Origin of the sequence: Variovorax sp. RO1 (assembly GCF_002849325.1) — a bacterium.
Taxonomy (GTDB): domain Bacteria; phylum Pseudomonadota; class Gammaproteobacteria; order Burkholderiales; family Burkholderiaceae_C; genus Variovorax.
Window position 1 is genome coordinate 2,037,345 of sequence record NZ_PKMT01000001.1, and the last position, 15,325, is coordinate 2,052,669.

The window sequence follows — 15,325 nt, forward strand, 5'->3', positions numbered from 1 at the left end:
TTCCGTGCCTGTGCATTTCATTCTTTACGGGTCGTCAGATGAACACACACGAGGGACACCGCAGCCGCCGCCAGGGCGCTGCCGTGCATGCGAGGAGCTTCCGGATTTCGCCGCTGGCACAGGCCATGGCGCTGGCACTGGCCGCCGGTGCGGCCACCGCGCCGGCCCACGCGCAGCGCGCCTTCAGCCCGACCTGGTTCAACGCCAAGGGCGCGGCGCAGGCCACCGCCACGGCCACCGGCCTGATGCCCAACGGGTCGCCGGCAGCGCAGTTCACGAGCCCGCTCGCGCAGCAGCAGCGCGCCAGCGAGCAGCTGCGGCAATCGATCGGCAACCTGAACCTGGCGGCGCGCGGCATCGCGGCGCAGCAGGCCGCACAGGAGGCCGCACGGCGCGCCGCGCAGAACGATCCCTCGGTGCCCGATGGCCTGGCCGATGGCGGCCTGAAGGTGGACACGAATTCGCTGACCGCCGGCTGGTCGAATGCGCGCGCACTGACCGGCGATTCGCAACGGCAGGTCGATGGTCGTACGGTCGTCACCGTCGAGCAGACGGCCGACAAGGCCATCCTGAACTGGGAGACCTTCAACGTCGGGCGCAACACCACCGTGGCCTTCGCGCAGCAGAAAGACTGGGCGGTGCTCAACAAGGTGAACGACCCGCAGGCGCGGCCTTCGCAGATCCAGGGGCGGATCAAGGCCGACGGCACGGTGATGGTCGCCAATCGCAACGGCATCGTGTTCAGCGGCAGTAGCCAGGTCGACACGCGCAACCTCGTGGCCGCGGCGGCGCAGATCGACGACGCGCAGTTCCAGGCCCACGGCGTGTACGCCAACGGCAACACGCCCAACTTCAAGAACGCGCAGGGCCGCGTCGAGGTGCAGGCCGGCGCACGGCTTTCCACGCCCGCGCCGGGCTCGGCCACGCAGGGCGGCGGCTATGTGCTGCTGCTGGGCGCCGAGGTGCACAACGCCGGCGAGATCGCCACGCCGGGCGGGCAGGCGATGCTCGCGGCGGGCGACAGCTTCACCATCCGCAAGGGCGTGGGCACCGACGGCAACCTGGCCTCGACCACGCGCGGCAACGAAGTCGCGGTCACGCTGGCCGCGGACAGCAAGGCCGGCCTTGTCCGCAACTCGGGCTTGATCCAGGCGCCCACCGGCGACGTCACGCTGGCGGGCCGCGAGGTGGTGCAAGGCGGCGTCATCCTTTCCAGCACCTCGGTCAACGCACGGGGCACGGTGCACCTGAACGCGACCGGCGCGACGGGCCAGGTCACGCTCGGCGAAGGCAGCACCACGGCCATCGTGCTCGACACCAGCGGTGCGACCGCGCTCGACAGCCAGCGCACCGGCCTCATGGCGCCGGCGGTCCAGGTGGGCACGGGCAACATCGTGCTCGCGGGCAACGACCGGCGCGACCTGTCGCGCGTCGACATCGCCAGCGGCGGCACGGTCGAGTTCCAGGCCGACTCGCTCACGTTGGCCACCGGCGGCCAGGTGGTGGTCGACGCGAAGCAGCGCAGCCTGGTGCGCGAAGGTGCGCGCATCGATGTGTCGGGTGCTGTGGGCGTGAAGCTCGCGATGGAATCCAACAACATCAAGATCAACGTGCAGGGCAACGAGCAGCGCGATGCGCCGCTCAACCGCGACAGCAAGAACCTCAACAACAACGACCTGTGGATCGACCGGCGCTCGCTGGTCTTCGTGCCCGGCGGCACCGGCGGCTACCAGGGCGAGCGCTGGTACACCGGCGGCGGCCTGCTCGAGGTGGGCGGCTACCTCGGCACGCAGGCGCACGGCGTGGGCGAGTGGATGGCGCAGGGCGGCGTGGTGGGCTTCAGCGGCGGCGAGCTGGTCACGCAGCGCGGCGCCAGCATCAACCTCTCGGGCGGCACGCTCGACGTGCTCACGGGCAAGCTCCACCAGAGCTGGCTCAAGGGCGCCGACGGGCGGCTGTACGAGGTGTCGAAGGCGCCGGGCGACCTGCGCTACACGGGCGTCTACAAGGGCTTCGAGGACGAACACGCGCGCTGGGGCAAGAACACCACGGGCTTCTTCTACAACCCGTTGATCGGTCCGCAGACGCGGCTGGAAAGCGGCTACACCGTGGGCCGCGATGCCGGCCTGCTCATCGTCGGCACCCAGGCCGCGGTGCTCGAAGGCGAGATCGTCGGCGAGACCTTCCAGGGCGACCGGCAGACGCAGGCGCGACAGGCGGGGCTCGACGGCTACCAGCAATCGACCGGCGCGGTGGCGCAGCGCGGGCAGTTCGTCGTGGGCCGCTACGAGGCCTACTACGACAAGGCGACCGGAGCGCTCCACCGACGGCTCGATGCGGCGGGCATCAAGCACGTGGTGCTCGGCAATACCGATGGGGCCGAAGGCATTGCCGCGGGGCTCGACCTCGCGACCGCGTTGCCGGCCGAACGCCGCGACACGCTGGTGCTCGACGCGGCGCAGCTCAGCGGCTTCCGCCTGGGCGCGGTGCGCCTCGCGGCCACCGACAGCATCGTGGTCGACACGGCGCTGCAGGCGGGCGACGGTGGCCATCTCACGCTGTACAGCCCGGGCGTGAAGGTCAACGCCGACCTCGTCGCGCGCGGCGGCAGCATCCAGCTGGGGAACGTGCTCGAACAGGTCAGCCTCAACTACTTGAAGGACACGAGCACCCTCACCGCGCCCGCCGGCGGCACGACCTCGGTGGTGCTCGCAGGCGGCGCGACGCTCGACACCCGCGGCCTGTGGACCAACCTGCTGACGAACCCCGCCGATGCGGGCGGCGTGGCGTACCGCAACGGCGGCAGCGTGTCGGTGCGCAGCACCGGCGACGTGGTGCTGGGCACCGGCAGCGTCGTCGATGTGTCGTCCGGCGCGGCGCTGTTGGCCAAGGCCAAGCAGCAAGGCGGCAAGGGCGGCAGCGTCACGCTCGAGGCGGACGGCTTCAACGCCGGCAGCGGCCATGTCGCGCTCGACGGCGCGGTGCTGCGCGGCCACGGCGTGGACGGCGGCGGCACGCTGACCGTGCAGACGATGCGCGTCGCCATCGGCGACACCTCGGGCACGGCGCAGGCCGACACGCTGATGCTCGACGCCGGCTTCTTCGACAAGGGCTTCAGCCGCTATGCGCTCATCGGCAACCACGGCCTTGTCGTGGCCGATGGCGCGCAGGTCGATGTGACGATGCCGGTGTACCGCTTCGGCGCCAACGCGCAGGACATGGCCACCGGCAGCCGTCCGGCCGACGCGCTCGAGGTGTGGACGCCGCCGCTCTACCAGGAAGACGCCACCAAGGCGGTGCTCACGCAGCGCAAGGGCGCGAGCCTGTCGCTGCAGGCCGGCACGACGACCACGCTGGCCCAGGAACTGCCGACGGTGCAGGCCGTGGTGGGCAAGGGCGCAACGATCCACGTCGATCCGGGCCAGGCCATCGAGGTGCGCAGCGCCGGCCAGCTCACGGTGGACGGCACGCTGCGTGCGAACAGCGGGCGCATCGTGCTGAAGACGGTGGACATCACCGATCTCGAAACCGACATTGCCAATGCAAAAGCCCATGCCCGTTCGATCTGGGTCGGCGGGCAGGCGGTGCTCGATGCGTCGGCGCACGCGACCACCGCCACCGACACCACCGGCAAACGCTACGGCCTGGTGCGCGACGGCGGCAGCATCGTGGTCGGCGGCGAGATCGATGCGGGGACAAGCAAGGCCACCGCGTCGCAGAACTTCGTCGTCGTGCGCCCGGGCGCGCTGCTCGATGCCTCGGGCACGCATGCGGTGCTCGATGTGAATGGCCTGGGCGCGACCGACGTGGCCAGCAACGGCGGCAGCATCTCGCTCGCGTCGTACAACGGGCTGCACCTGGACGGCAGCTTGCGCGCCGTCGCGGGCGGCGAGCGCGCGGCCGGCGGCACGCTGGCCGTGGTGCTCGGCACGCCGGGCCTGCGGCTGCACCTGGACCCGCTGGAACAGGCGGAAGACCGCGTGCGCCGGCACCGCGTGCTGGTGCTGGGCGTGGCGCAAGGCGCAGCGCTCGCGCCCGACACCCTGCAGGCCGGCGTCGACGACGGCGCCCTCGCATACGGCCAGGGCCGGCTGGGCACCGACACGGTCCGGCGCGGCGGCTTCGACACCCTCTCGCTGTTTGCCGGCTCCACGCTCGCCTTCGAAGACGGCGTCGACCTGCGCATGCGGCAGGGCCTGCAGATCTATGCCGGCGGCCTTGCGCTCGGCACCGACGCACCCGACGACGCGCACGTGGCGCTGTCGGCCGCGCACGTGCGGCTGGCCGGCGCGATGCCGTCGTTCACGCGCGAAGTCCTGAGGGCGCCCGGCGCCGAGGGCGGTGTGGTGCGCGTGCCGACAGGCACCCGCCTCGATGTGGCGGGCGACCTGATCGACATCCGCGACAGCATGGGCTTCGGCGTCAACGGCAAGGTCCCGGTGCTCGACAGCGCGAGCGAATCGCCCACGGTCGACCTGGCCGCCTTCGGCCACGTCACGCTGGCCAGCACCGGCGACCTGCGCTTTCTGCAAGGCCGGCAGGACGTCGGCGTTTCGACGAGCCTCGTCGTGCCCGGCAGCCTGACCCTGCGCGCCGCGCAGATCTATCCGGCCACGGGCGTGGTGGCGCTGGTGTCCGCGGGCCTGGCGCCGGACGGCACCTACCTGCCCGATACGGCGCTGCGCATCGAGGGCACGGGCGCGACGCCGGAAGTGCCGTACGCGGCCTTCGGCAACCTGTCACTGCGCGCCGGTGTCATTGAGCAGGGCGGCGTGGTGCGGGTGCCGCTCGGGCAGCTGACGCTCGGCGATGCGCTCACCACGCAGGTCAAGCTGCTGCCTGGCAGCCTCACGTCCGTGAGCGGCGAGGGGCTGAACATGCCCTATGGCGGCACGGTCGACGGCCTCAACTACCTGTACGACGGCAAGCAGGTCAAGCTCACCGGCGTGGGCGCGGGGGACCTCTACAAACGCAACCAGACGATCGGCCTCACGTTCATGGGGGCCAGCGTGCAGGGCCAGGAAGGCGCCACGCTCGACCTGTCGGGCGGCGGCAACCTCACGGGCGCGGGCTTCGTGAGCGGACGCGGCGGCTCGACCGACGCGCGCTTCAGCCCGCTGATGCAGGTCGGCACGCACGGCGGCTTCACGCTGCCGGGGCTCGCGACCAACCCGGTGTACGCCATCGTGCCCGGCGTGCAGCCGGCGGTGGCGCCCACCGGCGCGGAGAAGGGCGCGGTCGATCCGCTGGTGGGCCAGCACATCACCATCGGCGCCGGCGTGCCGGGCCTGCCCGCGGGCACCTACACGCTGATGCCCTCGACCTACGCGCTGCAGAAGGGCGCCTTCCGCGTGGAGCTGAACGGCGCTGCGGGCATGGGCGCGCCCACCGGCACGCTGGCGATGCGCAATGGTTCGTGGCTCACGGCCGCGCAACTGGGCGTGGGCCGCACCGGCATCGGCGACACGCTGTTCCGCCAGGCCATCGTGACCTCGGGCGAGGTGCTGCGCAGCTACTCGCAATACAACGAGATGGGCTACGCCGACTTCGTGCGCGCCGATGCGCTGCGCGTGGGCGTGCCGCGCGCCATGCTGCCGGCGGACGCACGCAACCTGCACCTGAATCTCTCACCCGGTGCGGGCGCCGACGCCTTCCGCTTCGACGGCACGGCGCGCTTCCGGGTGGGCGCGGGCGGGCGGGGCGGGTCCGTGGCGGCCACGACCAGCGATGAGCAGTTCGGCCTGGAGATCGTCGCGGCCGGCGCGCCGGCGACGGCGGGCTTCCAGGGGGTCACGCTCGACGCCGGCGCGCTCAGCGGCATGGGCGCGTCGCGCCTGGTCATCGGCGGTTTGCAGGGCGCCGACTACGGGCAGGGCGGCAACGTCATCCAGACCGGCGACGGTACGTGGAGCGTGGTGCTGCGCCAGGGGGCGGTGCTGTCCGCGCCCGAAGTGTTCCTGGCCGCGGTGGCGATGACCGAGGGCTCGCCGCTCGGCGTGGTGGTGGAGCAGGGCGCGCGCATCCACACGCTCGGCCGCGGCAAGGCCGCGTATGACGCCGACGACGGCTTCGTCTACGCCGCGAATGGCCAGATGTTGATGGTCTCCAACGGCCGGGTGAGCACGCTGCCGGTGCCGCAGACCCTGTTCACATCGGACAACCGCAGCCTGCAGATCGGCGTGTGCGACAGCGCGTCGTGCAGCGGGCAGACCGAGCTGTATTCCGAAGGCACCATCGCCATGCTGACGCCCGACCGCTTCGAGATGAACGAGGCGGTGCGCTACGGCACACGCCACCTCACGCTGGCGGTGCGCGGCATCAACGTGGGCGACAGCGCCGCGCTGGCTGCCGCCGCGCAAAACAACACGCTGCCGCCGGGGCTGGCCATGAGCCAGGCCCTGCTCGACCGCCTGTTGCGCGGCGACCGGCAGTACGGCGCGCCCGCGCTCGAGACCCTGGAGCTCAGCGCCAGCGGCGGCGTCAACTTCTTCGGCACCGCGGCGCTGGACACCATCGACCCCGCCACGGGCAAGGCGACGATGGCGCAGCTGGTGCTGGCCACGCCCGCCATCTACGGCCAGGGCGACGCGGACGACGTGGCCACCATCCGCACGGGTCGCCTGGTGTGGCAGGGCGCGACCACGGCGCCTTCGGCCGTGGTGCGCGGTGGCGCGGGCACCGGCAGCGGCACGCTGAACATCGAGGCCGAGCACATCGAGTTCGGCTACGGCTCCAACAGCCAGCCGAGTGGCCTGGAAGACGCGGGTCGCCTGGTGCTGGGCTTTGCCGACGTGAACCTCAAGGCCACCAAGCGCGTGAGCGCCAACCACAAGGGCAGCCTCTCGGTCTACCAGTCGCAGGGCGCGTACGAAGCCGGCAAGGGCTACGCGTACAGCGGCGGCAACCTGAACATCGTGGCGCCGCTGTTGACGGGCGAGGCGGGTTCGGTGAACCGCATCACGGCGGGCGGAACGCTGCGCGTGGCCGCACCCGCCGGCGCGCCGGCGGCTGCCACCGGCGATGCGGCGCTGGGCGCCGAGCTGAGCCTGCACGCACGCGACCTGACGCTGGACACCGCCGTGGCGCTGCCCAGCGGCAAGCTCACGCTGAGCGCCGAACGCGACCTCACGCTGACCGACCGCGCGCTGCTCGACCTGTCGGGCCGCCAGGTGGTGTTCAACGACGTGAGCAAGTACAGCGCCGGCGGCGATGTGGTGCTCGAAAGCCTGCACGGCAACCTGCGGCAGGCGGCGGGCTCGGTGATCGATATATCGGCGCAGAACAACCGCGCGGGCACGCTGAAGGCGTTGGCACTCGACGATGCCGCCGGCACAGTCGACCTGCAGGGCCGCATCCTCGGCGCGAGCAGCGGCCACTACGACGCGGGCGGCACGCGGGTGCCGTTCCAGGCGGGCAGCGTGGACGTGCGCGCGCGGCAACTCGGCGATGCCGAGTTCGCGGCGCTCAACCAGCGGCTGAACGACGGCGGCGTGTTCGGCGCGCGCAGCTTCCAGCTGCGCCAGGGCGACCTCGCCATCGGCGACGGGCTGAAGGCCGGTGAGGTGAACGTGTCGCTCGACAACGGCAGCCTCACCGTCACCGGCACCATCGATGCGAGCGGCGAGCGCGTGGGCCGCATCAGCCTCGCGGCAAAGCACAACCTCACGCTGGCCGGCAGCGCGGTGCTCGACGCGCACGGCCGCACGCTGCGCGTGGACAGCCACGGCCTGATCATCGATTCGCCGAACCGCGCGATGGTCGAACTCACGTCGAACGACGGGCAGCTCACGCTGGCCTCGGGTTCGCGCATCGACCTGCGCCACGGCACCGACGCGAAGGTGGGCGGCGAGCCGGGCCAGAACGACGGCCGGGCGCGCGGCACGCTGGAACTCAGCGCGGGCCGCACCGGCGAGACCGTCGGCGACATTCGCATCGACGCCAGCGGCACCCTCGCCATCGAGGGCGCGCGCTCCATCGCCGTGAACGGCATGTGGCGCTACGACGATGCCCGCTTCGGCACCGACGCCGCGGCCACCGGCCGGCCCTATCAGGTCATCGACCAGGCGTACCTCGACGCCAAGCACCTGCAGAGCACGGCCTTCATCGACCATGCGCTGGCCAACGGCGCGCTGATGAACGGCAAGCTCGCGGGCCTGAACAACGCGCGCTATGCCGACGCCTTCCACCTGCGCCCCGGCGTGGAGATCGTCAGCAAGACAGCCGACGGCGACCTGGTGGTGCTGGGCGACCTCGACCTGTCGGGCTATCGCTATGCGAGCGCCAACCCGCACACGCCAAAGACCAACGTGTACGGCTCGGGCGAGGTGGGCGCGCTCGCCATCCGCGCGGGCGGCAACCTCGACATCTTCGGCAGCATCAACGACGGCTTTGCGCCGCCGCCCGCCACGCAGGACGACGGCGGCTGGCTGCTGCTGCCGGGCGTCAACCTGCTGCGCGGCGACACCGTGCTGCCGCGCGGCGGCGTGGTGCTGGCCGACGGCACGACCTTCGAAGGCGGCGCCGGCACGCTCAACTACGACCTGCCGCTCAAGTCGACGCTCTTCGTGGCCGGGCAAGTGATGCCGGTGGCCGGCGTGCTGGCCCAGGCACTCGAACTGAAGGTGGGCACGGTGCTGAGCGCCGATGTGCGCAACGCGTCGGGCGCGCTGCTGTTCGCGGCGGGCAGCATCGTCAGCGGCGCCGACGTGACGCTGCCGGTGGGCACGCGCCTGGGGGCCGGCATGCGCCTGCCGTCGGCGGCGACGCTGTCGGGCGTGGTGTGGCCCAAGGGCGTGCCGCTGCCCGGCAACGGCAAGAAGTTCGTGCTGAGCGGCGCCCTCACGCTGCCGTTGGGCGCGCTGCTGCCGGCCGCCACCAACATCAAGCTGCCCGCCGGCGTGACCTCGGTGAAGCTGCGCCCGGACGGCGCCGGCAGGCTGTGGGCCGCGGCGGCGATGCTGCCCGAAGGCTCGCAGTCGTGGTCGCTGCGGCTGGTGGCGGGGGCGGACCTGAACGCGGCGGACAACGGCATCGTGCAGGTGCATCCGGCGGCGGGCCGGGGCGACCTGCGGCTGGCGGACAGCCACTACGGCATGTTCGGCAAGCTGTTGCCACCGAAAGGCGGATTCGGTTGGTCTGCGCAAGCGGTCGAGGAACTGTCCTGGAGCGGGATCACCGTCAAGGTAGGCGACCCTGTCGATCCGGCCATCGTGGGCGACGTGGAGTCCTTCTGCAAGGACGTGCCGGACTATTGCGTGTCCAACAGCAAGCCTGAATACGCGATGGTCCCCGGCAGCACACGCTTCAGCGTGGTGCGCACCGGCGCGGCCGATCTCGACCTGCTGGCCGCTGGCAACCTGCGCATGGATTCGCTGTTCGGCGTGTACACCGCCGGCGCCTCGTCGCAGGCCACGCATGCCGGCGACCCCTACAACCTGTCGCGCGCGGTAGGCGCCAACGGCACGGTGCTCAACGACGCGAACGGCGGCTACGAGAAGTTCGTCGACGGCGGCGCGCAGAACCTGGCACGCGCCTGGTACCCGGCCTCCGGGGGCAACCTGACGCTCCAGGCCGGCGGCGACCTGACCGGCGACATGACGCTGATCGCCGGGGGCTCGGGCTCGAGGCGACCGAATCCCGCCGACAAGGGCTTCAGCAGCGGCGCCATCGGCAACTGGCTGTGGCGCCAGGGCACGGGCGAGAGCCTCGGTGGCGGGCAGGACCAGCCCACGGCGTGGTGGATCAACTTCGGCTCCTATGTCGGCACGCCCGGGGCGGCCGACAAGTTGCTCGGCTTCACCGGCTTCGGCACGCTGGGCGGCGGCGACCTGCGCGTGGACGTGGGCGGCAACGCGGGCCTGCTGGCACGGCGCGGCGCCAGGATCGATTCGTCCACCGACAGCCGGCGCAGCCAGGGCCTCGTGCTGGCGGTGGGCGGTACCGGCCGCGTGCTGGCCGACGGCCGCCTGAGCCTCACGGGCGGCGGCGACGTGCAGGTGCGCGTGGGCGGCGCCTTCAATCCGTTGGACACCCCCTTCGTCCAGGGCGCTGGCGGCGACGTGGACGCCGGGCTCAACGGCCTCATCGTCAACCTCCGGGGCGACGTGCAGCTGCAGGCCGGCACCCTGGGCAGCCTGCCGCTGGTCTACGGCCTGTACGCCCGGTCGCAGTCGCCCCGCGAAACCCGCGCCTACGACCTGTACACCGCGACCCGCGGCATGGCGCAAGGCGGCATCGTGCTGGCGCCGGGCGATGCGAACTACACGCTCGCCACGCGGGGCGACCTGGTGGTCAAGGGCGTGATCGACCCGACGCGCGTGGACCTCGCCAATGCCACGCCGTTCAGCGCCAATGGCCTGGCGGGACAAGGCCAGAGCTGGTTCACCCTGTGGACGCCGCACACCGCCATCGGCCTGTTCGCCACGGGCGGCGACCTGGTGCCGGTGACGGGCGGCGCGGGCGTGCCCGTGACCGACTCGGCCTTCGTGTATCCCTCGACCCTGCGTGTGGTGGCCGCCAGCGGCAGCTTGTTCTACGGCGATGCGGCGACCTTCCAGGAGATCGGCACGGGCACGCCGCTGGTGCTGGCGCCCGCGGCCCATGGCGCGCTGGAGTTCCTGGCCCGCGACTCGATCTATGCGGGGGGCAACACCGTGAGCCAGTCGGGCGCGGCCGCCTCGGCGCTGGCGACGCCGCTGCGCCCGGCCTTCCAGGGCACGACCGGCGACGGCACGGTGCTCGGCAACCTGTCGGGCGGCAATAACCTGGACGGCGGCGGCGTGCGTCCGCTGTTCGCCTTCGGCCCCAACACGGTGTCGGGTGAAGCGGTGGGCACGCAGCCGGCGCGGTTCTACGCGGTGCACGGCGACCTGGTCGGCGTGAGCAGCGGGCGCATCCTGCGCTTCAGGTCCGACGACGCGACGCGTGCCGGGCAGACCTGGTACGAGGGCGCGCAGCCGGTGTGGATGCGGGCCGGGCGCGACATCGTCGCGAGCGGCACGCCCGTCGGGCAGACCGAGCCCTCGAACGGCACGGCGCAGGCCTACTTCGAGAGCAGCGGCAACCTGTTCGCGCACCAGAAGCCGGGCGACATTTCGGTGGTCTCGGCAGGCCGCGACATCCTGTTCAGCAACTTCAATGTGGCCGGTCCCGGCACGCTGGAGATCACGGCGGGCCGCGACATCCGCATGGAGAACAAGGCCTCGGTGAGCAGCCTCGGCGCGGTGGTGCCGGGCGACAGCCGGCCCGGTGCGGGCATTGCCATGCTGGCCGGCGTGGGCTCAAGTGGGCCCGACTACAGGGGCTTTGCGCAGCGCTACCTCGACCCGGCCAACCTCATGCAAAGCGGCCAGCCGCTGGCCGACCAGGCTGGCAAGGTGGTGAAGAACTACAACGGCACGCTCACGCTGGGTGATTGGCTGCGCGCCGAGCTTGGCTACAGCGGCGACGAGAACGGCGCGGCGGCGTGGATGGCGCAACGCCAGGCCAGCCTCGATGCGGAAGCCGGCACGCCGCGCCGCGTGCTCGCCAACGACTACCGCCAAGCGAGCCAGCTGTACCTGGTGAACTGGCTCGAAGCCTCGCAGGGCTACAGCGGCAAGGGTGGTGCACAGGAGGCGCTCGCCTTCTTCAACGCGCTGCCGCCCGAGCAGCAGCGCAGCTACCTGCGCGGCGTGTACTTCGCGGAGCTGAAGGAGGGCGGTCGCGAATACAACGACGAAAGCGGCGTGCGCTATGGCAGCTACCTGCGCGGACGCAACGCCATCGCGTCGCTGTTCCCGGGCACCAGCTACAGGGGCGACATCACGATGTCCGGCTCGGCCGGCGTCAACACGCTGTTCGGCGGCGACATCGCGATGCTCACGCCGGGTGGGCGCCAGGTGTTCGGCATCGAGGGCGAGGCGCCCAAGGCCGTGGGCACGCTGATTCCGGGCGTGATCACGCAAGGCGCGGGCGACATCTCGCTCTATGCACTGGGCAGCATCCTGCTGGGCCAGAGCCGGATCATGACCACCTTCGGCGGCAGCGTGCTGGGCTGGTCGGCCGAGGGCGACATCAACGCGGGCCGCGGCTCGAAGACCACCGTGGTCTACACGCCGCCCAAGCGCGTGTACGACCGCTGGGGCAACGTGGTGCTGTCGTCGGACGTGCCGAGCACGGGCGCGGGCATTGCCACGCTGAACCCGATTCCCGAAGTGCCGGCCGGCGACATCGACCTGATCGCGCCGCTGGGCACCATCGACGCGGGCGAGGCGGGCATTCGCGTGTCGGGCAACGTGAACCTGGCGGCGCTGCAGGTCGTGAACGCCGCCAACGTGGCGGTGCAGGGCAAGAGCACGGGGCTGCCGGTGGTGACGTCGGTGAATGTCGGCGCGCTGACCAACGCCAGCGCCGCAGCGTCGCAGGCCACGGCGGCGGCGCAGGACGTGATGCAGCGCGAACGCGCGGCGGCGCGCCAGAGCCTGCCGTCGGTGTTCTCGGTGCGCGTGCTGGGCTTCGGCAACGAGCCGGCGTCCGGCGCGCCCGAGGCCCCGGAGATGCGGCGCAGGCCGGCGGAGCAGGCGAGCTACGACCCGTCGGGCTTCGTGCAGATGGTCGGGCACGGTGCGCTCACCGACGCACAGCTGGCGCGGCTGAACGAGCCCGAACGACGCGGCCTGCCGCGCGGCCGTTGAGCGGCGACACACCATGTCGCACGCCTGCCTGCTGCCCCGCGGCGATGCCGCGGGAGCCGCCCCTGCGCCGCCGGATGTCCAGCAACTGCTGGTGGTGCACTACGCGCAGCTGCACCGGCGGCTGTCGATGCACCTGGGGTGCGCCGACGCCGCCACCGAAAGCCTGCACGACGCCTGGCTGCGGCTGGCCGACGCCGCCTTCACGGACACCTTGCAGAACCCGGTGGCCTACATCTTCCGCGTGGCCTGCAATGCCGCGATGGACCGCCTGCGCGCCGAGCGCCCCTGGCAGTACGCGGGCGAGGCGGACGACACGTTGGCCGAGCTGGCCGATCACGCACCGGGGCCCGAGCTGATCGCCGAAGCGCGCTCCGACCTGAAGGCGGTCGAACGCGCGATGCAGGGGCTGCCGCACCGCCACCAGGACATCTTCGTGGCCTTGCGCGTGCACGAGCTGACGCGGCACGAGGTGGCGGTGCGGCACGGGCTGTCGCTGAGGCGGGTGGATTCCACGCTGCGCCAGGCGCTGCAACGCCTGCCGGTGGGGCGCGCGTCGGGCATGCATGTCTAACCAAGGCGACGCTTTTGCACTCAAAGTTTTCAATTGAAAACAAAAGACCTATGATGAATTCATCATGGGCATGGTTCGACTCGATCTCCACCTGCCAGGCGGCTGGACGGGATGGTTCGAACTCACGCGCACGCCGAAGGGCACCTACGCCGGCATCGCGGCGCTGAGCCTGGACGGCATCACGCGCTGCGCCCTGGTCATCACGCAGCAGCTGTCGTGGGACTCGGCCGTGGCGCGCGCGAACGTGCGCGCGGCGCACTTCGTGCGGCAGTGGTCGCCCGAGCGCGCGCACTGACACGCACCGACGGGGCGTTGAAAGCGCGCTCGCGCCGCGCATGGTAGAAACCGCCACCCGTGGGCGCGGTCATGCATCGCGCCGTGCGGCAGCGGCGTTTTTTCACCTTCGCTCCCGTGCCCTTGCCCTCCCCATTTCCTGTCGTTCATGCAGAACCCGTACCTCCGGGCTGACGTGCCGCGCGCCCGGTGGTTCGCCTGGCTGCTGTGCAGCCTGGCGATGCTCGTGCTCGCCGGTTGCGCCGGCCTGCCGACCGAGGTGGTGCGCAAGCCCTCGAGCGCCATCACCGATGGCGCCGACACCGCGCTGGGCCGGCTCGTGCGCGCCGCCGCGCCGCCGGGCGAACCGCTCAGCGGCTTTCGCCTGCTGCCGATGCCGCAGTTCTCGCTGCACGCGCGCGTCGAGCTGGCGCGCCGCGCGCAGCGTTCCATCGACGTGCAGTACTACCTCGTGCAGAACGACGAGACGGGCCGCTACCTGCTGCGCACGCTGCGCGACGCGGCCGACCGCGGCGTGCGCGTGCGGCTCTTGGTGGACGACCTGTACACGGCGGGCGCCGACCCGCTGTTCACCAGCTTTGCCTCGCACCCGAACGTCGAGGTGCGGCTGTTCAATCCGTTCCCGGCCGGGCGTTCGCGCTTCGGCACGCGCTGGGCGTGGTCGATCCTGGACTTCGACCGCGTGCACCGCCGCATGCACAACAAGCTGTTCGTGGTCGACAACACGATGGCGGTCATGGGCGGGCGCAACATCGCCAACGAGTACTTCCTGCGCGACGGCGGCTCCAACTTCATCGACATCGACACGCTGGTGGCCGGCGCCGTGGTGCCCCGGCTGTCGTCGCTGTTCGACATGTACTGGAACAGCCTGTACGTGTACCCCATCGAGTCGCTGGTGCCGCGCGGCAGCGAGTCGGCGCAGGCGCTGCGCGAGCGCTTCGACCGGCTCACCACGGGGCCCGAGACGCTGCACCCCGAAGAGCCCGAATCGACCGACCTGCTGGGCCACAACCCGCTGGCCAAAGACCTGAATGCCGGCAAGCTCTCGCTGAGCTGGGCGCGCGCCGAGGCGTATGCCGACGCGCCCGCCAAGGCGCTGGCGCCCACCGAAGAAGGGCGCGGGCTGCCGGCCGACCAGGCCGCCGACAGCGTGCTCTACAACGTGCAGCGCTACCTGCGCGGCGCGCAGCACGGGGTGCTGTTGACCACGCCCTACCTGATCCCCGGGCGGGGCGGCATGGAGACGATGCAGATCGTGCGCGGCAACGGCGTGGGCTACACCATCGTCACCAACTCGCTGGCGGCCACCGACGAGTCGCTGGTGCACATCGGCTACCGCCGCTACCGCGCGCAGATGCTGCGCCTGGGCGTGGAGCTGTACGAGCTGAGCCCCAAGCGCGTGGAGCAGACGAAGCGTTTCGGCATCTACGGCTCGGCCAGCGGGCGGCTGCACGGCAAGTCGGCCGTGATCGACGGGCAGGTGGTGTTCGTCGGCTCGATGAACTTCGACCCGCGCTCGGCGCTGCACAACACCGAGATCGGCCTCTTCATCTTCAGCCCGCAGATCGCGCAGCAGCTCACGAGCCTGATCGGCTTCATGCGGCTGGACGGCGCCTACCAGCTGCAGCTGGGGCCGCGCGGCGGCATCGAGTGGGTGAGCCCGGCGTCGGGCGACGGGGCGGACACCATCCTGCACACCGAGCCCGAAACCCATTTCTGGGCCCGCTGGCGGCTGGAGCTGCTGGCGCCGCTGGTGCCCGAAAGCCTGCTGTAACGGCTTTTACGT

4 protein-coding genes are annotated in these 15,325 nt (G+C 71.6%); all 4 read left to right on the plus strand.

All coding sequences use genetic code 11. From position 1 onward, the window contains the following. Positions 1-38 precede the first annotated feature (38 nt). Entirely contained in the window at positions 39-12,674 is a 12,636-nt protein-coding gene (locus CY658_RS09780) for a filamentous haemagglutinin family protein (protein ID WP_101489916.1), read from the plus strand. 13 nt (positions 12,675-12,687) lie between these two features. After that, positions 12,688-13,245 (plus strand): sigma-70 family RNA polymerase sigma factor, encoded by a 558-nt coding sequence (locus CY658_RS09785; RefSeq protein ID WP_101489917.1) that lies wholly within the window; start codon positions 12,688-12,690, stop codon positions 13,243-13,245. A 64-nt stretch (positions 13,246-13,309) separates the two neighbouring features. Beyond that, entirely contained in the window at positions 13,310-13,540 is a 231-nt protein-coding gene (locus CY658_RS09790) for a hypothetical protein (RefSeq protein ID WP_101489918.1), read from the plus strand. A gap of 147 nt (positions 13,541-13,687) precedes the next feature. Beyond that, on the plus strand, positions 13,688-15,313 hold the full coding sequence (locus CY658_RS09795) for a phospholipase D family protein (RefSeq protein WP_101489919.1): 1,626 nt from the start codon (positions 13,688-13,690) through the stop codon (positions 15,311-15,313). Positions 15,314-15,325 lie beyond the last annotated feature (12 nt).

Bases quoted from the DNA above. Each gene is read 5' to 3' on its own strand.
- CY658_RS09785 (WP_101489917.1), top strand. From the start codon at position 12,688: ATGTCGCACGCCTGCCTGCTGCCCCGCGGCGATGCCGCGGGAGCCGCC.
- CY658_RS09795 (WP_101489919.1), top strand. From the start codon at position 13,688: ATGCAGAACCCGTACCTCCGGGCTGACGTGCCGCGCGCCCGGTGGTTC.
- CY658_RS09780 (WP_101489916.1), top strand. From the start codon at position 39: ATGAACACACACGAGGGACACCGCAGCCGCCGCCAGGGCGCTGCCGTG.
- CY658_RS09790 (WP_101489918.1), top strand. From the start codon at position 13,310: ATGGGCATGGTTCGACTCGATCTCCACCTGCCAGGCGGCTGGACGGGA.